At 43.3% G+C, this 18,894-nt stretch carries 19 protein-coding genes, 1 tRNA gene and 1 pseudogene; 2 read left to right on the top strand and 19 right to left on the bottom strand.

The features are described from left to right. Nucleotides 1-20: 20 nt before the first annotated feature. From AC1RJL_RS14750 to tviB, 19 genes and pseudogenes are all read right to left on the bottom strand, one after another. Nucleotides 21-794: an AglZ/HisF2 family acetamidino modification protein gene (locus tag AC1RJL_RS14750; protein ID WP_492915330.1), complete on the bottom strand. Its 774-nt coding sequence runs from the start codon at nt 792-794 to the stop codon at nt 21-23. Between the two features lies 1 nt (nt 795). Beyond that, nucleotides 796-1,416, bottom strand: coding sequence for an imidazole glycerol phosphate synthase subunit HisH (gene hisH / locus AC1RJL_RS14745; RefSeq protein WP_492915329.1), 621 nt, complete (start codon nt 1,414-1,416; stop codon nt 796-798). Then, nucleotides 1,413-2,546, bottom strand: a complete 1,134-nt coding sequence (locus AC1RJL_RS14740) for an N-acetyl sugar amidotransferase (RefSeq protein WP_492915327.1) — start codon at nt 2,544-2,546, stop codon at nt 1,413-1,415. The genes hisH and AC1RJL_RS14740 overlap by 4 nt, the downstream gene beginning before the upstream one ends. A 2-nt stretch (nt 2,547-2,548) precedes the next feature. Continuing rightward, complete coding sequence (locus tag AC1RJL_RS14735) at nt 2,549-3,385, bottom strand: glycosyltransferase (protein ID WP_492915325.1); 837 nt, start codon at nt 3,383-3,385, stop codon at nt 2,549-2,551. Continuing rightward, nucleotides 3,378-4,742 (bottom strand): O-antigen polymerase, encoded by a 1,365-nt coding sequence (locus tag AC1RJL_RS14730; protein ID WP_492915323.1) that lies wholly within the window; start codon nt 4,740-4,742, stop codon nt 3,378-3,380. The genes AC1RJL_RS14735 and AC1RJL_RS14730 overlap by 8 nt, the downstream gene beginning before the upstream one ends. Then, complete coding sequence (locus AC1RJL_RS14725) at nt 4,739-5,983, bottom strand: oligosaccharide flippase family protein (RefSeq protein ID WP_492915321.1); 1,245 nt, start codon at nt 5,981-5,983, stop codon at nt 4,739-4,741. The genes AC1RJL_RS14730 and AC1RJL_RS14725 overlap by 4 nt, the downstream gene beginning before the upstream one ends. A 30-nt stretch (nt 5,984-6,013) precedes the next feature. Next, nucleotides 6,014-6,874: a dTDP-4-dehydrorhamnose reductase gene (gene rfbD / locus AC1RJL_RS14720; RefSeq protein WP_492915319.1), complete on the bottom strand. Its 861-nt coding sequence runs from the start codon at nt 6,872-6,874 to the stop codon at nt 6,014-6,016. Then, on the bottom strand, nt 6,871-7,413 hold the full coding sequence (gene rfbC, locus AC1RJL_RS14715; RefSeq protein WP_492915317.1) for a dTDP-4-dehydrorhamnose 3,5-epimerase: 543 nt from the start codon (nt 7,411-7,413) through the stop codon (nt 6,871-6,873). Before rfbC ends, rfbD begins: the two co-directional genes overlap by 4 nt. Further along, nucleotides 7,410-8,291, bottom strand: coding sequence for a glucose-1-phosphate thymidylyltransferase RfbA (rfbA, locus tag AC1RJL_RS14710; protein WP_492915315.1), 882 nt, complete (start codon nt 8,289-8,291; stop codon nt 7,410-7,412). Before rfbA ends, rfbC begins: the two co-directional genes overlap by 4 nt. A gap of 24 nt (nt 8,292-8,315) precedes the next feature. Beyond that, entirely contained in the window at nt 8,316-9,569 is a 1,254-nt protein-coding gene (wecC, locus tag AC1RJL_RS14705; RefSeq protein ID WP_492915313.1) for a UDP-N-acetyl-D-mannosamine dehydrogenase, read from the bottom strand. A 12-nt stretch (nt 9,570-9,581) separates the two neighbouring features. Next, the gene (wecB, locus tag AC1RJL_RS14700; RefSeq protein ID WP_492915311.1) at nt 9,582-10,703 is read right to left on the bottom strand and encodes a non-hydrolyzing UDP-N-acetylglucosamine 2-epimerase; all 1,122 of its coding nucleotides are present in this window, start codon (nt 10,701-10,703) and stop codon (nt 9,582-9,584) included. A 21-nt stretch (nt 10,704-10,724) separates the two neighbouring features. Continuing rightward, nucleotides 10,725-11,768, bottom strand: a complete 1,044-nt coding sequence (gene rfbB, locus AC1RJL_RS14695) for a dTDP-glucose 4,6-dehydratase (RefSeq protein WP_492915309.1) — start codon at nt 11,766-11,768, stop codon at nt 10,725-10,727. A 171-nt stretch (nt 11,769-11,939) separates the two neighbouring features. Then, the gene (locus tag AC1RJL_RS14690; protein WP_492915307.1) at nt 11,940-12,119 is read right to left on the bottom strand and encodes a dTDP-4-dehydrorhamnose 3,5-epimerase family protein; all 180 of its coding nucleotides are present in this window, start codon (nt 12,117-12,119) and stop codon (nt 11,940-11,942) included. 138 nt (nt 12,120-12,257) lie between these two features. Continuing rightward, nucleotides 12,258-12,461: a dTDP-4-dehydrorhamnose 3,5-epimerase family protein gene (locus AC1RJL_RS14685; protein ID WP_492915305.1), complete on the bottom strand. Its 204-nt coding sequence runs from the start codon at nt 12,459-12,461 to the stop codon at nt 12,258-12,260. 82 nt (nt 12,462-12,543) lie between these two features. After that, nucleotides 12,544-12,962 (bottom strand): annotated as a pseudogene (locus AC1RJL_RS14680) (SDR family oxidoreductase). A gap of 166 nt (nt 12,963-13,128) precedes the next feature. Further along, nucleotides 13,129-13,205: transfer RNA gene (locus AC1RJL_RS14675), tRNA-Arg, on the bottom strand. A gap of 65 nt (nt 13,206-13,270) precedes the next feature. Then, nucleotides 13,271-14,176 (bottom strand): XrtA system polysaccharide deacetylase, encoded by a 906-nt coding sequence (locus AC1RJL_RS14670; RefSeq protein ID WP_492915303.1) that lies wholly within the window; start codon nt 14,174-14,176, stop codon nt 13,271-13,273. Nucleotides 14,177-14,243: 67 nt separating this feature from the next. Then, nucleotides 14,244-15,251 carry an NAD-dependent epimerase gene (locus AC1RJL_RS14665; protein WP_492915301.1) on the bottom strand — a complete coding sequence of 336 codons (1,008 nt, stop codon included), beginning with the start codon at nt 15,249-15,251 and terminating at the stop codon, nt 14,244-14,246. 46 nt (nt 15,252-15,297) lie between these two features. Continuing rightward, entirely contained in the window at nt 15,298-16,572 is a 1,275-nt protein-coding gene (tviB, locus tag AC1RJL_RS14660; protein ID WP_492915299.1) for a Vi polysaccharide biosynthesis UDP-N-acetylglucosamine C-6 dehydrogenase TviB, read from the bottom strand. A gap of 191 nt (nt 16,573-16,763) precedes the next feature. On the opposite strand from tviB, the gene AC1RJL_RS14655 reads away from it, so the two are divergent. After that, nucleotides 16,764-18,206: a TIGR03013 family XrtA/PEP-CTERM system glycosyltransferase gene (locus AC1RJL_RS14655; RefSeq protein WP_492915297.1), complete on the top strand. Its 1,443-nt coding sequence runs from the start codon at nt 16,764-16,766 to the stop codon at nt 18,204-18,206. A gap of 41 nt (nt 18,207-18,247) precedes the next feature. Then, nucleotides 18,248-18,865, top strand: coding sequence for an XrtA/PEP-CTERM system exopolysaccharide export protein (locus AC1RJL_RS14650; protein WP_492915295.1), 618 nt, complete (start codon nt 18,248-18,250; stop codon nt 18,863-18,865). Nucleotides 18,866-18,894 lie beyond the last annotated feature (29 nt).

Raw genomic sequence — 18,894 nt, 5'->3', positions numbered from 1 at the left:
TGCCGTATAAGATCGAATCGTTACTTCAATGATGAAATGATGGATTGCTTTTCGCTTTTGTTCGGGTAGTTGATCAGCACTGCTTTATATTTGCCTTTAAATACAAACAGGCTGCCTGCGGCTGCGCCGATCACGCCTTCCTGTGCTATCAGGTTTTTAATATCTTCATGTGAGCCCGCACCACCCAGAACGGTTACAGGCATTCCGACTCGGCTTTTGATTTCCTTGACCAAATGCAGGTCATAACCTTTCATACCACCATCATTATCGATGGAATTAATAACTATCTCGCCCGCGCCATGTTTTTCTGCTATTTGGGCGAATTCAATGGGGCATATCTTGGTATTTTTCTTTCCGTTATGTGTCCAGCATTCATATTTGCTACTAAAAAGTTTTTTCGATACATCCAGTACCACGACCACGCTTTGTTTTCCCACTTGTGTTGCAATATCCGTAATAATTTGCGGTGATTCAATCGCTGAAGAACTAAGTGCGATTTTTTCGACGCCCAGGGACAGGATTTTTTTAGCTTGCTCGATAGTTTTTATTCCGCCGCCATAACACAAAGGCATGCGACACTCTGATGCAAGATTTTCAATCAATTGAAAATCAGGGGCTCTATTGTTAGCCGTAGCATCTATATCGATTACGATCAGTTCGTCGGCTTCTTTTTCATTAAATATCCGGACAGCATTTAATGGGTCACCCACGTATTTGGGATCTTTAAATTTAACTGTCTTGACTAGGCCTTTATCCTGAACCAGAAGCACTGGGATTATTCTGGGATATAGCATATTAATTTGCCGCAAAGTTTTTTAGGAAAGTTACACCGTTATGGTGACTTTTTTCCGGATGACATTGAATGCCGTAAATATTTTCTCTATTCACGACACAGCTGTATTCGAAGCCATATTGTGCTGATGCGGCAGAATGCTCTTTGTTGACGCAGTCAAAATAATAGGAGTGCAGAAAATAAAAACGTTTCTCCTCATCCAAATCATCAAACAGGAAACTATTTTTTTGAACGATAATCTGGTTCCAGCCCATGTGTGGTAATGGATTTCTGGTTTTGATGGCGGGATCAGAAAAACTAAATTTCCTGACAGTGCCTTCAATCCAATTGAGTCCGGGCACGGTGCCTTCCTCGCTGGAGTTAGCCATCATCTGCATACCAACACAAATACCAAGCACGGGCACTTTCCTTTCCAATACTGCTTCATCCAGATCCTCACGCAAACCCGATTTGTTAAGCATTCCCATGGCATGATCAAACGCTCCCACACCAGGGAGAATAATTTTTGTTGCCTTATGCAAATCGTCGCACGAGGAAATATAAAAATGGGCAATATTCAAACGGTTATAAACATTTGAAAAAGCTTTTATATTGCCCAAACCATAATTGATAATTCCAATCATCGTTTAATAGCCCTCTCGATACCCAGTAGTTTCATCACTTTTGCACCGATAACAAACATTGCCTCATTATTGTCGTAGTCCTTATACGTTTTGTTTGGTTGGTCAAAATATTTTTGCAGTTCTTCCGGCGTTATACCCAGTTTGGTCGCGACATAAAGAAATTCCTGGCGTGCATCATCTTCACTCATTGCCGGGATATTCAACTTTTTAAGTGCCTCTTCTCTGCTCATTTGACCAGTCAGAATTAGGCTGGAAAATTGTACTTTCCGTGTGTCATAGCCAAATTTCTTGGGTAGCCAGTATCCTTCATAAAAACGTGTGAATCTCGATTCAAAATGTTTTTGCGGATAAGGTTGCCAGCCATATTCCTTTTCAAGAAGCTTCATAGCTTCTTCTTTAATATAAGGAAAATAATTGAGCGGCTTAACAACATTAACTCCGACAATGTAGCGAAGATAAAACTTATGGCGAAGCACACTGCTGAATGGATAAGTTTTCAAGGGAATTGTACCAAACTTTTTGCGTATATCCTTTATTTGGGCCATATCGGTACCATAGTAGAGCCAATCCATTGGATTTCTCACACACTCCGTGGAGAAGTTGCCACCATTTAGAATGTATTTGATTTTATACTTGGCGGCAAAGTTATATAGCGTGGCTATGAAGGCGTGATCCTGAGGTATATCAATATGCGGAACACCAGCTTTAAAAAAAGAGAGCTGAAAGTCCTTCATTTCTTCCCAATTGATGACCTCGGTGTAAAGATCCAGCCCTAATTTTTCAATCATTACGTTGATATTATTTACTGCTATCTGAGAATTCCAGCCACCATCAACATGGAAAACGAGAGGACGTAAGCCTAGTTCCTTTACTATTACGTGAAGTAAGTAAGAGCTGTCTGCGCCACCACTCATTCCGATGATGCAGTCAAAGTCACGATCTTTTCCATCGTGTTTGATTTTCTCTACGATTTTTGCAAGATTATTCTTGCCCAACTCATCTGTATGCCAGTTCGGCAATAGATCACGATCAAAAGATAGACAATGATCACATACTCCGTTTTCATCAAAAACAATCTTGGAGTCGGTAGTGTCCATAACACAACGTTTACAAATTTGAAATGCGCGCATAATTAACCTGTTTTGTTCCAAAGTTTTACATATTTACGGTATTCGCGATGGGCTATTCTGGAAAACTCCCAACGTTTCCGGCCAGGTAATTGGCCTGTTGACGCATGGCAGTAATGCTTGACTTTAATCCTGGGTTCGTAAAACACTTTAAAGCCTTTGTCTTCCAGTTGCTTTGCTAAGAAAAATTCTTCATACATTAAAAATGTAGGAGCCCAAAGTTCATCAAACAATTCAAAAAATTTAGGCGTCAAGATATAACATGCACCATATCCTTGATATATTTCTTGGGCTATTTCATGTTGTTTTTCATCATCCCGATCAGTAAAGCGATGAGTTATTTGGGCAAGTTTTACAATGAGACCTGCGAATAAATAACTTGAATGGTATAGATCATATATAAATTCCCTTATCGGACTTATTGATGAAATAACATGTGGATTCTGGGGTGTACCGTCAAGCATTGTAATATTGGGTGATAATACTGGATACTTGTTCAGTTTCTCAGAGCATTCCAGAAAGTTTTTTTTAAAGTCTGTGGGCACAAGTAAGTCATTATTTCCGATAATCATGTACTTATAATAAAGATGATTTTCTTTTGCCCACTTTATTCCAATATTTAATCCTGGAAAATATCCAATATTAGTTTTATTGAAGATAATGGTTACATTCGGAAATTTTTTCTCGATATTTCGCAAATAATCAGTGTGGGCTCTTTCAGAGGCGTTATCAACTACAACGATATGGCTGTCATGCAGGTCGGACATTCTAATAGAATCTATTAGTTGCTCGGTAAACTGAGAATTATTAAAGTTTGTTACGACAAAGATTATTTCATTCATGATCTGCGTCCGCACGCTTGGTCATCTTCAAGAGATACACCTTTCTGTTTAAATATAAAATCCCTGAGAAAATCAGGAATGTAAAAAAAATGCTATTCCAGATGAAAATACTAATAATGAATGAGGTGTAGTAGAAACTAATCATGACGGAAAAAAAGGAAAGTGAAAAATAAGGCCTTGCACGCCGCAATAAATTTCTAAATGAAAAATTTGTGACAATCCCTAAAACGAACATGAACACTAAGCTTCCACCGATGCCAAAATCTAGTATGAGCCCTCTAAAAAGCGTATATATATTTGTCTGCAAAAAATCTCCGTATTGGAAATACTCATCATATATGCCAGCTGGAACCTCCGTGTTATCACCAAATAGCTTGAACAACGACATAAATGTGTAAAATCCAAGGTAATAGTTGGATTGGGGAACGTAGATGTTAGTGTATGGGCTGCCTACATAAAATGAAAACCAATCTGAAAAGGCATATAAATGAGCAAGTGCATAAGAGGAAAAATAGGAAACGAGCTTTTCGATGATATAGGCAGAATCATAGCCATATAGTCCTCTGGAAAGAAAAGAGGACACTATGGCCGGAAATAATATGATCAAGCCAAGTACGATATTTCTGTTTACTTTTCTGCCACTGATTTTTAAGTTCCCTTCAAAGATTCGATACACTAGAAAGGTAGAATAGAAGAGCACGATACATAAAAATAAAGTGCCTTTTGCTCCTTGAACTACCATGATGATAATGGATGGAGAAATTGCAAGGAGTAATATGAGGTATTTTTTTAAATGACGAATAGCGTTAGAAAATATTAGCCCTCCGAGCATAACCCCAACATAATTGAAGACCGTTCCCATTCTTGATAATAAGGTCGCATTTATTTCATTAGCGTATCTTAATGAGATGTATTGAGAGGATACATCCATTAAATTAAAGATGATATCACGAATGGCGAATCCTTGAGCTATAATGTCGAGGAAAATAATAACCACGACTAAGACTTGTATGAAATAAAATGTTTTCATCAAGAAATTGGTATGAAATTCATGCTTTATGTTCATGTTCACTTTTATCTGGTTCTTTGCGCGTGCAACTTTCCAATTAATAAAATAGGCGGGAATTGAAAATAAGAAAATTGCCAAAAAAATGTAGGCAATCGAAAAAGCATTAATTGGAACTGTATATAGGCCGACTAATGGGAAAAAGGAGTAGCCGAACCAAAAAATGGAAATTAAGCAGCCAGGCACCAACCAGGTTCTGGCGACTTTTGCCAAGAAATACCCATTTGCGAGAATGAACAAGCTAAATACTATTGCAAGAATTTTCTGGAATGAGCCAAAATCTGTATTCATACTTGTTTCCTAAAGTAGATTCGGCTTACCAAAATAAAAAGAAACACTTCCGCAAATATGAAGCTAATAGCTGCACCCCAGACTTCCAGATAAAAAGATAAAATAGTGCAAACGATAAGGTTTGTTATACCAACCAACAGAACGCAAAGAGTAAAATATTTCCTTTTTCCCAAGATATTAAGTCCGACACTACCAAACATAAAATTCGAAATACCAAAGAAAACGGAAGTAGTCATTAGCAGAAAAATTGCTACTAATGGCGTACTTTGCTCTAAAGGAATTATTTGATATGTTTGGTTAATCTGGTTTGCTATGGCAACTGCAATCAACAGCAGACCGAAAATGGCTAGCTGAGGAAAAGTAGAGCGCAATATTATAAGGAATGCGCTCTTATTGGGCTCCAGATAATCTTTGAGCTGCAAAACAACTTTCGAAAAATAAAATTGGCTAAGCGGTCTGCATACTGCTTGCAAGCTTTTTACAAATTTTTCTGCAATGGAATAGCTTGAAATTATGGATGGATCTCTTACCGTCAAGCTTAATATCAAAACGTTCAAGTCCCTGTATAGTAAAACCGACGCGTTACTTAAAAAGATATGAAAGTTGTCTGCAAGGGAGACGCAACACTTGGAAATACTTACTCGCTCTGGTTTTATATGGTACTTGCCAGCTAAATAAATGATTGTGGCAATACTTCCGCAAAGATAGGAAACGCCAATCACCAACGGTGCATAAATTCCTTCGGCAGAAGTTTTAATAAGGAGGAAAGTTGCCAGCAGGGCGATAACACGGCTTGCTATATTAAATATGGCAGGCAAAAAATTATCTTGCACTGCCAAAAAAAAATACGAATTTTGCAATATGTAGCTAAATGGGATTAGCAGCCATGACAATATAAAAAGGAATGTCTCGGTATCGTAAAAGATAAATAGCAATGGAAGCGAAATTAAAGATAGAAAAAACAATAAAAAACGCGCAATAAGGATTTCATTGAAAACAAGGGATAGCTGTTGAAGATTCTGCTGAGTCGCGGCAATGCGTTTGACCCCATCTATTTCGTAACCATATATGATAATGGTCAATATTATTACAGATATTATTTCTGCAATAACGAGCTTTGAAAACAGCTCCGTACCTATAGTGACTAATAAATAAGGAAATAGAATCAATGGCAAAACCGCATTGGATGCCTGAATGCTTATTAGTGATAGTAAATTGAGTTTATCTTTACTGATCAACATGCTTTTATTGATTCTTCCAGATAAGTGCTTTTAACAAGACGTTAATTTAGGTATTACTTTTTCAAGCGCACCTTGCCAGTCAGATAATTTGACATTCCAGGTATTGATTGTGGAATTGCAATCCAGAATGGAATAATTAGGGCGCGTGGCCAAGGTTGGAAATTCTGCGGTTGATATTGGTAAAACAGGAATACTTTTGGGTAAAAATTGAGTAATGGTCGATGCAAACCCATGCCAGTTGGTACTGGTTGCTCCCGCGTAGTGATATATTCCCCATGCGGATTTATGCTGCAATTCATCGCATATCTTCACAATTGCAATGGCTAGATCACCAGCGTAGGTTGGGCAGCCCCATTGGTCAGCGACAATGTTTAAACTGTCACGACTTTGCGTCAGCCGTAAAATCGTTTTAACGAAATTATTACCGTATTCGCTAAATACCCAGGATGTCCTCACAATAATATGCTTTTCCCATAAAGATCTAATCGCTTGCTCTCCAGCAAGTTTGCTTTTCCCATAGACGCTTAACGGGGCTGTTTGATCATCACTTTTATATGGAGAGCTAGCCGTACCGGCAAACACGTAATCTGTTGATATGTGTATTAACGGGATGTCCAACGCTTTGCAAGAATTAGCTAAATGTTTTAGTGAGGTCTCGTTCACTAAAAAAGCGATGTCGCTTTCTTTTTCAGCATTGTCGACAGCGGTATATGCCGCTGTGTTGACAACTACATCAGGACGATAGCTCTGAATGGCATTATCAACCGATGATTCATCAGAAATATCCAACTCACCCTTTGCCGGCGCTAAGAATTCATGACCTGAATATTGCAATGCATCTTGAAGGCATCGGCCAAGCTGGCCATTTCCGCCAGTAATTAAAATCTTCATTTGTTTACCAGATCCTTGAAGAACGGGGCGTTGGCATCTTTTGGGGATAGTAGTACCTTGTCAAGGTCCGGCCAAGTGATATTAATATCAGGGTCATTCCATATGAATGAGCCTTCATCACTTGAGTCGTAGTAATCCGTGCACTTATATTCAAAGTCTGCAATATCTGAAAGCACTACAAAGCCATGCGCGAAACCGGGCGGGACCCAAAATTGAAGTTTGTTTTCTTCAGAAAGAATTATGCCTTCCCATTGGCCGTAGGTAGTGGAGCCAGGGCGAATATCAACGGCAACATCAAAGACTGTTCCGCGAACGACCCTTACCAGTTTTCCTTGTGGTTTATTTTTTTGAAAATGCAGACCACGCAAAACACCTTTGCAAGATCTGGAATAGTTATCCTGAACAAAGGGCAAATTAATCCCGGCCTGTTCCTGATAGCGATGAGATTGGAAAGTTTCCAGGAAAAATCCGCGTTCATCCTGAAATACTTTTGGCTCGATAATTACACAGCCTTGTAATTTGGTATTGGTAACTTTCATTTATAGCCCTCAGCTATTTTAACGAGATACTGTCCATATGCCGTTTTACTGAGTGCTTTTGCGCGCACCATCATTTGTTCGGTATTAATCCAGCCTTGATTAAATGCGATTTCCTCAAGGCATCCCACTTTCAGGCCCTGCCTGTGTTCGATGGTCTGCACAAATTGACCTGCTTCAAGCAAAGAATCATGGGTGCCTGTGTCAAGCCATGCAAAGCCGCGCCCGAGCAGGCTGACATGAAGGTCCCCACGGCTGAGGTAAGCAGCATTTACATCGGTTATTTCCAATTCGCCACGTGCGGATGGTTTGATTTCCCGTGCAATATCCAGGACATCATTGTCGTAGAAGTACAGGCCGGTTACCGCATAATTGGATTTTGGTTTTTGAGGCTTTTCTTCGATACAAAGGGCTTTACCATTTTCATTAAAAGCGATGACACCAAAACGTTCAGGATCCGGAACGTGGTAGCCGAAGATAGTTGCTCCTGCTTCCCGATTGGTCGCGGCAATTAATTTATCGGAAAAATGCTGGCCATAAAAAATGTTATCGCCCAGCACCAGGCTTACATTGTCGTTGCCAACAAAGTCCCTGCCGATAATAAATGCTTGCGCCAATCCATCGGGTGATGGCTGTTCGGTATAACTAATGGATATCCCAAAATCTGAACCATTGCCGAGTAAACGTTTGAAATAAGGTAGGTCTACGGGGGTGGAAATCAAGAGGACTTCCTGTATTCCCGCCAGCATTAATACTGACAGAGGATAATAAATCATAGGCTTGTCATAAATAGGCAGCAATTGCTTCGAGACACCCATAGTAATTGGATGCAACCTGGATCCGGACCCGCCTGCGAGTATTATGCCTTTGTATTTCTTCATAACATTATTTCTTAGGTTGATGCACTAGTTAAGCCAGATTCCTCTGGTATCAATGACGATTTTCTCGGAGACAATTTTTCTATCAATGGCTTTAAATTCTTTGTGATCTACGAGTAACAAAATAATGTCTGCCGTAGCCAGCGCTGCTTCTATCGAAACCAACTCGATATTGTTTGAATATTTTTCCGGAAGCCTTTCAATGTTTGGTTCTACTGCAAAAATGTTTGCAATTTTTTCATTGGCCAACCAGGACGTGATCGCAAGGGCAGGGCTTTCGCGCAGATCGTCAATATTAGGTTTAAAGGTTAAGCCAAGGCATGCGATTGTGACGGGAGTTTTGGGGGCTAATGCCTGAATGGCTTTTTTAACCTTCTCGATAACCCATGCAGGTTTGCTGTCATTAACTATACGGGCGGTTTGGATAAGCTTCGCTTCATCCGGCGTTTCGCTAACAATAAACCAGGGATCTACAGCAATACAGTGACCGCCCACGCCGGGACCTGGTTGCAAGATATTCACCCGCGGATGGCGGTTTGCCAAGCTTATCAGTTCCCATACATTAATATTTAATTTGTCGCAGATAATAGAGAGTTCGTTGGCAAAGGCGATATTAACATCACGGAAACTATTTTCTGTCAGCTTAGCCATTTCTGCAGTGCGTGCATTAGTCACAATGCATTCACCCTGCACAAATGTTTTGTACAGGTTAACTGCTGCCTCTGAGCACTTTGAGGTAATCCCGCCAATCACACGGTCATTCTCAATGAGTTCCTTCATGACGTGACCCGGCAGCACACGCTCGGGGCAATGGGCAACGCGAATGTCGGAACTTTCCCCGTGAGTATGTGGAAATGATAGATCAGTGCGGATTTCAGAGAGCCAGGCTGACATCTTTTCCGTGGTACCAACGGGAGATGTAGATTCGAGGATCACCAGATCCCCTTTTTTAATAACTGGCGCAATAGCTTTACAGGCACTTTCGATGTAAGAGAGGTCCGGCTGGTGATTATCGCCTTTGAAGGGGGTAGGCACGGCTATCAAAAATACTTCTGCCGGCTCAGGTTTGGTGGTAGCCCTTAAGTACCCACTGGTGACGGCGGCATGGACGACAATATCCAGCTCCGGCTCAACAATGTGTATTTCTCCGCGGTTAATTGTATCCACGGCCGATTGATTGACATCCACGCCAATAACATTTTTTTTCCGGGAGGCAAAAATTGCTGCTGTCGGTAAGCCTATATATCCAAGTCCGATTACGGTAATGGTGTTAAACGCCATGGTTACTTACCTCTATTTGTTACCTATTAGTGCAGTTAATATTTTTTCGCATGCAGTGCCATCACCATAAGGATTATGAGATTTGCTCATTTTTTCATATTCGTTTACATCGTCTAACAGCAGTTGAACAGATGTGGTGATTTTTTCAATGGACGTTCCTACCAATTTAACGGTGCCTGCAGTGACAGCTTCCGGGCGCTCAGTGTTTTCCCGCATGACAAGCACGGGCTTGCCAAGTGAAGGTGCTTCTTCCTGGATGCCGCCTGAATCAGTCAGAATGATGTGGGACGCGTTCATCAAATTGACAAACGCAAGGTATTCCAGGGGCTCAATCAAATGAACATTGGTTAAATTATTGAGGAGGCGATTTACTGGCTCCCTGACCATCGGGTTCAGGTGCACTGGATATACGATGTCCACATCAGGATTATTGTTTGCGATTATGGCAAGTGCCTGGCATATCCGTTCAAACCCATCGCCAAAGCTTTCACGTCTATGGCCTGTTACCAAAACGATTTTTCTTTCGGGCTGGAGGAACGGATAAAATTGATTGCACTCCTCCTTTAGTTCCGGTTTTCTTTCAAGCATATCTACTGCAAGAAATAAAGAATCAATGACCGTATTACCCGTAACTGTTATGCGAGCGGAATTGACGTGTTCATCCAGCAGATTTTTTTTCGATGTGTCAGTAGGTGCAAAGTGCCAGTGGGTCAAGACACTGGTCAATCTTCTATTGGCCTCTTCAGGCCAAGGAGAATAGAGGTTGTGCGTCCTGAGTCCGGCTTCAATATGCGCAACCGGAATTTGTTTATAAAATGCAGCGAGACTTGCTGCAAACGTTGTGGCAGTATCTCCATGTACGATTACGACATCAGGTGTAAAGTCTGTTAATACATTATCCATTTGGTTTAATATCAGTGATGTGATACTTGATAATGTTTGGTTGCGACTCATTATGTTGAGATCATATTCAGGAACTATTGAAAACAAACTCAGTACTTGATCGAGCATCTCTCGATGCTGTGCAGTAACGCAAACCTTTGATTCAAACCTTGAATCTTCAGCAAGAGCTTTAACCAAAGGAGCCATTTTTATTGCTTCCGGTCTAGTTCCAAAAACACTTAATACTTTCATTTTATGAATTTACTCATTAATTTATTTAGTATTTTTTTTTACAGTTGATATCCAATCATTATTTAACATGTACCATTCAATCGTTTTGCGAATCCCTGTATCAAAAGTTTCTTTCGGGGTCCAACCAAGTTCGCGCTTGATTTTGGTTGCATCAATAGCATAACGAAGATCATGACCTGGGCGATCTTGCACGAATGTTATTAGTTCTTTATAAGATTTGATGTTTAGATTTGTAGAGGCTACTGGTTTTAACTCGTCCAGAAGCTCACAAATTTTACTCACAACGTCAATATTTTGTTTCTCATTGTGGCCGCCAATATTATATGTTTCTCCAGCATTGCCTTCAGTGACAACTTTATATAATGCCCGAGCGTGGTCTTCGACATATAGCCAATCGCGAATTTGATTTCCCCTGCCATAGATCGGTAAAGGTTTACCTTCCAGTGCATTTAGAATTACTAATGGAATCAACTTTTCAGGAAAGTGAAAAGGGCCATAATTATTGGAGCAGTTGGTAATTAATGTAGGTAAGCCGTAAGTTCTACGCCATGCCCGTACCAGATGATCTGAGCTTGCTTTGCTGGCGGAATAAGGTGAGCTTGGGGCATAAGGTGTAGTTTCGGTGAATAAGTCTTCGGGCCCCTCAAGATCACCGTAGACTTCATCGGTAGAGACGTGGTGAAAGCGGAAAGTTACTTTGCGTTCTTCGGATAGATCTTTCCAATAATGGCGTGCGGCTTCCAGCAGGATATAGGTACCGACGATATTGGTTTCAATAAATGCCGCGGGGCCATCAATTGACCGATCAACATGGCTTTCTGCAGCGAGATGCATAACAGCATCGGGTTGGTATTGCGAAAATACACGATCCAATTCAGCACGATTGCAGATATCAACTTGCTCAAATGTGTAGCGAGGGCTGTCCTCTACATTCTTGAGCGACTCCAAATTGCCGGCATATGTAAGCTTATCAAGGTTAATCACCTTGTCTTCGGTAGCCAAAATAATATGACGGACAACGGCGGAGCCTATGAAGCCTGCGCCACCGGTAACTAAAATATTCATATCAATCCTTCTGATGCAGCATGTTTTTACGATGCTGGTAAGGCGGAGTGGAGGAGGGGGTTTGGGGCGTTGAGCCAACAGGGTGCGGATTCTATCACCATACAAGTGGGCTGGGAACTGGTATGGTGATAGTTTAGTTTTGCGCCGGGTTTTAGGTGTTTACAACCCAATTTATAGTAAAAATGAAAATAATGGCGCAATACTATCTTTAGCGTTAGCGGAAACAACGGGAGGTGATGTGAATGGCCAGGCCATCCTCAGATCAGTATCATTCCATGCAAGGCGTCGTTCGTGATGTTGGAAATAATACTCAGTGGACCTATAAGCACATTCTGCGCAATCCCATAACACGTAAAAGCATGGGCAAACACTCGATTATCCAGAGTTGTCGCTTATTTTCGGCCGATAGTATTATGCCTATCCATTGACCAATAGGTTGGCGATGACCGACGTATATCATAAATCTCTCCGACAATAGCTCGCGTAAGTTTACTTTGACCCATGGGAGTACCTTGATAGTGCACCCGCGTAAGACCCATTTTGGGGATTTGGAATGGTAAACCCGGTTTTCAGATTCAGGCTCTTCATCAGCTCCTTTTTGTTAAAGCTTTTGTAAAAGAACCCGCGTTCATCATTAAATACTTTTGGCTCTAGAATTTTTATCTCGAGAATTGTTGTATCAATGATCTTCATTTGTTTTTACCGGATAAATTTTTGATTGCGCTCTTCCAGTCACTTGGTTCTATTCCAAATGTTGCATCTATCTTTGCGCAATTTAAGCGAGAGATGTAAGGGCGTTTGGCACTGCTGAATAGTCCGCAGTGCTAATGGGAGTTAGATTAGGTGATGGATAGTCTGCAGGGGAATGGGCAAATATTTCCTGTGCAAACTCAAACCAACTGACATAGGGGTGTCCGCAATAATGATAAATCCCCCAGTCCAATTGCCCCATTTTTTGATAATGGCCAATAATCCTTAAAATAGCATCGGCCAAATCGCCCGCATGAGTAGGGCCGCCACACTGATCATTGACCACTGAAATTTCATTGCGCCCGCGTCCAAGGTGCCGCATGGTCTGGAAAAAGTTACTGCCTATTCGCTGAATACCCAGGAGGTTCGCAAAATAAGGTGCTGCGGATTTGCCTGAATGATCTCCGTTTCCCCTATGTACTTGGAGTTGCCATAGATATTCACCGGTGCAGCAGGATCTTCCTCTTTATAGGCATCTTTATTATTTCCAGAAAAATATAATCAGTTGAGATATGAATAATCGCCGCATTTACAGATTTCGCAGCAGTTGGCCGTCTCGCTGGAAGTCAATATAGTGTGATCTGGTCTGTAGTGCTGCAGGAGAATAATGTGGTGCACCCGACAGGATTCGAACCTGTGACCAACGGCTTCGGAAGCCGCTACTCTATCCAGCTGAGCTACGGGTGCTGGAATGGAAACTCATGTTTGAGGGCGGCGATTCTACTGACCTTAACAGTGCCCGTCTAGGTTAACTATTTATGATTCAAATCTATCGCCAAATCGTGAATGCTCAGTTCCTTGGTGATCTGTGTTGAACCGAGGCTTTGGCTCATGGTGCCGAATTGGAAATCGCCAACCATACGCTGCAGGCGCGGCAGGCAGCGTTTTAAATTGGTGTAGTGGCGGAAATTGCTGAACCAGCTGGCATTAGGGACGCGCGGTTGGTCGGGGTCTATTTCCCAGGGATGCAGGTAAAAAATTTGTGGCTTGGTTTGGTTGTGGCTTGCGCGTTCAAATAACCATTTGGACATCGCATAAGGATATTGGCGGAAGTAACCGCCGCCTGCCGCAGGGACTGATTGGCCGAGCACTTTGGCGGTGGTCAATGGAAACTCCAAAAGGCTCGCGCCGTTATTGGTTATGATGCGATAGGGTTCTTCGGGGCTGCCGGGAATACCGTAATTGTCGTGGCGGGTGGGGAAGATGCTGGAATCCCAGGTGAAGCCGAGCTCAGCCAGAATATCTAACGCCCATAAGGATCTGCGGGTGATGGAGTAGCTTGCTGCGCGATAACCGGTGATCTGTGTCTGCGCCAGGTCTTCCAATAGGGTTTTGGATTTAGCTGCCTCCGCGCGGAAAACATCTTGCGTCTGTTTGTAAATAAGTTGGTGGCTGTAGCCGTGCGAAGCAATCTCGTGGCCTTGCGCGCGAATGGTTTTTACCAGTTCCGGATAATGCTCTGCGACCCAGCCCAATATGAAGAAAGTGATTTTGATGTTGGCATCATCAAACAGCTGCAGCAGGCGATTGGTGTTTGCCTCTACGCGCGACGGCCAGTTTTTCCACTCGCCCGGTTTGATTACATTCGCGAAAGCGGCGACGTGATAATAATCTTCAACGTCTACCGTCATGGCGTGGGTAACTGAGCCTTGATTCATATGCAAATTCGTTTGTGTGTAAATAAAACGGCATCATGCGATGCCGTTGTCAGGGGCACGTAAACGCTTAAACCTTGTAGTAGTCACGATACCACTTTACAAAATTTTCAATACCTACTTCCACTGGTGTTGACGGTTTGTAATCCACATCCTCAATCAGTGCGTCCACATTGGCATAGGTATCGGGCACATCGCCCGGCTGCAGTGGCAGCAGGTTTTTTACCGCCTTTTTACCCAGGCAATTTTCGAGTACTTCGATGTAACGGAGCAATTCGACCGGGTTGTTACTGCCGATATTGTAGATGCGATAGGGGCCTTTTGAGGTCGCCGGATCGGGTTTGTCGCCCTGCCAATCGCTATTGGGTTGCGCTACGTTGTCCAGCGTACGGATAACGCCTTCAACAATATCGTCGATATAAGTGAAGTCGCGACGGTGATGTCCATAGTTAAAAACATCGATTGGCTCACCGGCAAGGATTTTTTTGGTGAAAATAAATAACGCCATATCCGGGCGACCCCAGGGGCCATAGACAGTAAAGAAGCGCAGGCCGGTAGTGGGGATATTGAATAAATGGCTGTAGGTGTGTGCCATCAATTCATTGGCTTTTTTGCTCGCTGCGTAAAGGCTGACCGGGTGATCTACATTATTGTGCACCGAGAATGGCATGGCGGTATTCAGGCCATAGACTGAGCTGCTGGATGCATAGACAAGATTGTCGGTGCCGAAATGGCGACAGCCTTCCAGGATATTCAGGAAACCGGTGATATTCGCATCCACATACGCATGGGGATTGATGAGTGAATAGCGCACACCCGCTTGGGCGGCCAAATTGACTACGCGATCCGGTTTATGGGTTTTGAAGACGTTGTCGATAGCGGCTTTGTCTTCAATATTGCAGCGAATATCGGTGAAGCCGCTATTCGGCGTCAGGTGCGCCAAGCGGTCTTTTTTTATCTGTACATCGTAATAATCGTTGAGGTTATCGATACCGATAACTTCGTCGCCGCGCGCTAGCAAACGCTTGGCAAGGGTGGAGCCAATAAATCCCGCAGTGCCGGTTACCAAAACTTTCATGAAAAATCCTTAGTACATTTATATCTATCTGTTGCCGGTGCTGCGTTTAAAGACGCGCATCCACCGCTTCTTTGGGCAGAATATGTTTAACATCAAACAGAACGTGGTTATTTTTGCCATAAGCGCGAATTTCCGCGGCGCCCATTTCACGGAATTTACTGTGGCCAACGCAGAGGATAACGGCATCGTAACTGTTGGCTTTGGGCTCGGCGATCAGCTCCAGGCCATATTCATGCTGCGCTTCCGCCGCATCGGCCCAGGGGTCATACACATGCACATTGGCATTGTAGTTTTTCAACTCGTTAATGATGTCGATCACACGGGTATTGCGCAGGTCCGGGCAGTTTTCTTTAAATGTGAGGCCCATGATCAGGATATTGGAATCCACCACGTGACATTTGCGCTGGGTCATCATTTTTACGACTGACTCGGCGACAAAAGTGCCCATACCATCGTTAATGCGACGTCCTGCCAGAATCACTTCCGGGTTGTAACCAACTTGTTGTGCTTTATGTGTTAAATAATAGGGATCAACACTAATGCAGTGACCGCCCACCAAGCCCGGGCGGAATGGCAGGAAGTTCCATTTGGTACCGGCGGCTTCAAGCACTTCAAGGGTATCAATATCGAGGCGCTTGAAGATCAAGGCCAGTTCGTTGATCAGGGCAATATTGATATCGCGCTGGGTGTTTTCAATCACCTTGGCAGCCTCGGCAACTTTAATACTGCTCGCCTTGTGCGTGCCCACGACCACTATTCTGCGATAGAGCTGATCTACATATTCAGCTACTTCAGGAGTGGAACCGGAAGTAATTTTGGTGATGTTGTGGACGCGATGTTGTTTATCGCCCGGGTTAATTCGCTCGGGGCTGTAACCGGCGAAAAAATCCTTGTTAAACACCAGGCCGGAATGTTTTTCGATGATGGGGACGCAGATTTCTTCGGTGCAACCGGGATAAACGGTAGATTCAAACACGACAATCGCATTTTTGCCAATTACACGGCCCAACAGCGCGGATGCTTTTTCGAGCGGTGTTAAATCCGGTTGCCTGCTTTCATTAATGGGAGTGGGCACGGTGATGATGTAGACATCACAACCTTTGATGTCTGCTTCGCTCGTGGTATAGCGCAAATGTTTTGCTTCACCGAGTTCAGTTGCATCCAATTCGAGCGTGCTATCCACACCGTGGCGCAAGGCGTCAATACGAGACTGGTTAATATCGAAACCGATAGTGTTGATGGTTTTACCAAACTCAACAGCAAGGGGTAGACCTACATAGCCTAGGCCTATAATGCAGAGTGCGGGATTGCTTGCGTACATGGAAATTTCCTTAGCGAACCGTGAATCCAAAGGTCGGCTAAGTTACCACATTTTTTATGTCGATTTGGCATTGGAAAGGATAAAGCTCTGTCATTTACAAGGTGAATTTCCCCGGTTAATGGCCTTGTGACAGAATTACGCCACAAGCGTCGAGCTTTTGTCACAAAACTCGCTATAATGCGCGGCTGTCTTTGCTTTACCAACTCACGCTGCTCAACTTGAAGGAACCGGGTTTGTCTTATATTCGACTCAATAAACACTACATTCATTTGCCTTACCTGTTTCTTGGGATTGCCGAAGCGATCCTGTTGGGGCTAGCTGCGTGGTGGTCCCAGTATTTCGACGGTAATATTGAGGCTAATGATAAAGTGGTTAATTGGGCGCAAATTCTGGTTTTCTCCGGTTTATTGTCCTGCTGTACTTTATCGATGGGCGTATACCTCGCACTTGTGCGTGAAGGCTTTAGCAGCATGGTATTGCGCACGCTGGTGAGTTTCTTTCTCCTTGGCAGTATGGGATTATTTTTGATTGGTGTGTTATTCGGTAAAGCGTTTGTCCCTCAAACATTGATTTTCTGGGGGGTGTTGTTTGCCACCGGCCTGGTTGTGATTGCCCGCTTCATTTTTATGCGGGTGGTTGATACCGGACAGCTAAAACGCCGCGTGGTAATTTATGGCGCGGGCGCGCGGGCGCTGAAACTGCTTGAAGATCTGGAACCGGAGATCAATGTATTGGGGGTTAAGATAGTTGGTTGTATTCCCAGTGCCGATGAAGAGATAAAGGTTGAGCCATCACTTGTGTTGCCTGAGCCCAGCGACTGGCTTGCGTACTCCCGACAGGCTCAGATTTCCGAAATTGTGATTTCCCCTGATGAACGCCGCCGGAGTACAGGCAATGCATTCCCTCTTAACCAATTTTTGGATTGCAAACTGGCTGGAATAGTCTCCAGTGATGCGCTTAGTTTTTGCGAGCGCGAACTCGGTAAGATTGATATAAGTTTGCTGCAACCTAGTTGGATGCTGTTTTCTGATGGGTTCAAATATTCAAAGCGTCGCGTGATGGCAAAGCGCCTGTTTGATTTGATCCTTGCCTCCTTGTTTTTTTTGGTGCTATGGCCCTTTATGCTATTAACCGCACTGGCGGTGCGACTGGATAGCTCTGGGCCAATTCTCTATCATCAGGTCCGCGTGGGCTTGAATGGCAAGCCCTTCCGTATCTATAAGTTTCGTAGTATGCGCCAGGACGCTGAAAAAAATGGTGCAGTTTGGGCCAAGAAAAATGATGCCCGTGTGACCCGCGTTGGCGCCTTCATTCGCAACACCCGTCTTGATGAATTGCCGCAGTTGTATAATGTTTTGGCGGGCCAGATGAGTTTTGTGGGCCCCCGTCCCGAGCGTCCCGAATTTGTCATAGACCTTGCAAAGCAACTGCCTTTCTATGAAACTCGTCACAAAGTGCAACCGGGTTTAATGGGATGGGCACAATTGAAGTATTCCTACGGTGCCTCAGTAGAGGATGCTCGAAATAAGCTTCAGTACGACCTCTATTACACCAAAAATCATAGTTTTTTGATGGACATGTTAATCATGATCCAAACCGTCGAAATCATCCTGTTGGGTAAAGGCGTTCATTAGAGAATTTTTTGCTGGCCTTAGGGCATAAAAAGGAGTCAGATGTGAAGAACATTATTTATCGAGTGGCTGCAATATTTTTTCTTATTATTCTCGGTGGTTGCAGTAGCAGCAAAGTGGGGCAATTACCTCCTGCAACGAACGCTGGCGTACTCAGCGAATATAAAATAGGTGTTGGTGATGCTTTGCAGATTAGTGTCTGGCGCAACCCCGAACTTTCTATTGCAGTCCCGGTAAGGCCGGATGGCAAAATTTCAATGCCATTAGTGGGTGACCTTGCCGCAGCAGATCTTACTTCAACAGAATTATCCGATGTCATAGTAAAAAGCCTTAGCAGTTACGTTAAGAATCCTCAGGTTACTGTCATCGTCGTAAATCCTAGCAGCTCCGATTTCCAGCGCCGGGTGCGCATTACCGGTGCGGTACAAGCCCCGCAGTCAATCCCTTATCGCGAAGGTATGACCGTGCTTGATTTGGTCCTGATTGCTGGTGGTCCGAATGATTTTGCCTCGGCAAATAAGGCAAAGCTTTACCGTAAAGTTGATGGTTCGGTTCAGGTTTACAACATCAAACTGGATGATTTGATTAATAAAGGGGCACTGGAAACCAATTACTCATTGCAACCCTCAGACATAGTTGCTGTTCCTGAACGAGCATTTTAACGTTTGGCTCGCATGCCTTACGTGGCTGC

The sequence above is a fragment of the Cellvibrio sp. GW822-FHT04B05 genome (genome assembly GCF_058800985.1).
Note: the sequence above shows the minus strand (reverse complement) of the source record. Positions and strands in the feature narration are given on the sequence as shown.

Bases quoted from the DNA above. Each gene is read 5' to 3' on its own strand.
- AC1RJL_RS14750 (WP_492915330.1), bottom strand. From the start codon at position 794: ATGCTATATCCCAGAATAATCCCAGTGCTTCTGGTTCAGGATAAAGGC.
- hisH (WP_492915329.1), bottom strand. From the start codon at position 1,416: ATGATTGGAATTATCAATTATGGTTTGGGCAATATAAAAGCTTTTTCA.
- AC1RJL_RS14740 (WP_492915327.1), bottom strand. From the start codon at position 2,546: ATGCGCGCATTTCAAATTTGTAAACGTTGTGTTATGGACACTACCGAC.
- AC1RJL_RS14735 (WP_492915325.1), bottom strand. From the start codon at position 3,385: ATGAATGAAATAATCTTTGTCGTAACAAACTTTAATAATTCTCAGTTT.
- AC1RJL_RS14730 (WP_492915323.1), bottom strand. From the start codon at position 4,742: ATGAATACAGATTTTGGCTCATTCCAGAAAATTCTTGCAATAGTATTT.
- AC1RJL_RS14725 (WP_492915321.1), bottom strand. From the start codon at position 5,983: ATGTTGATCAGTAAAGATAAACTCAATTTACTATCACTAATAAGCATT.
- rfbD (WP_492915319.1), bottom strand. From the start codon at position 6,874: ATGAAGATTTTAATTACTGGCGGAAATGGCCAGCTTGGCCGATGCCTT.
- rfbC (WP_492915317.1), bottom strand. From the start codon at position 7,413: ATGAAAGTTACCAATACCAAATTACAAGGCTGTGTAATTATCGAGCCA.
- rfbA (WP_492915315.1), bottom strand. From the start codon at position 8,291: ATGAAGAAATACAAAGGCATAATACTCGCAGGCGGGTCCGGATCCAGG.
- wecC (WP_492915313.1), bottom strand. From the start codon at position 9,569: ATGGCGTTTAACACCATTACCGTAATCGGACTTGGATATATAGGCTTA.
- wecB (WP_492915311.1), bottom strand. From the start codon at position 10,703: ATGAAAGTATTAAGTGTTTTTGGAACTAGACCGGAAGCAATAAAAATG.
- rfbB (WP_492915309.1), bottom strand. From the start codon at position 11,768: ATGAATATTTTAGTTACCGGTGGCGCAGGCTTCATAGGCTCCGCCGTT.
- AC1RJL_RS14685 (WP_492915305.1), bottom strand. From the start codon at position 12,461: ATGAAGATCATTGATACAACAATTCTCGAGATAAAAATTCTAGAGCCA.
- AC1RJL_RS14670 (WP_492915303.1), bottom strand. From the start codon at position 14,176: ATGAATCAAGGCTCAGTTACCCACGCCATGACGGTAGACGTTGAAGAT.
- AC1RJL_RS14665 (WP_492915301.1), bottom strand. From the start codon at position 15,251: ATGAAAGTTTTGGTAACCGGCACTGCGGGATTTATTGGCTCCACCCTT.
- tviB (WP_492915299.1), bottom strand. From the start codon at position 16,572: ATGTACGCAAGCAATCCCGCACTCTGCATTATAGGCCTAGGCTATGTA.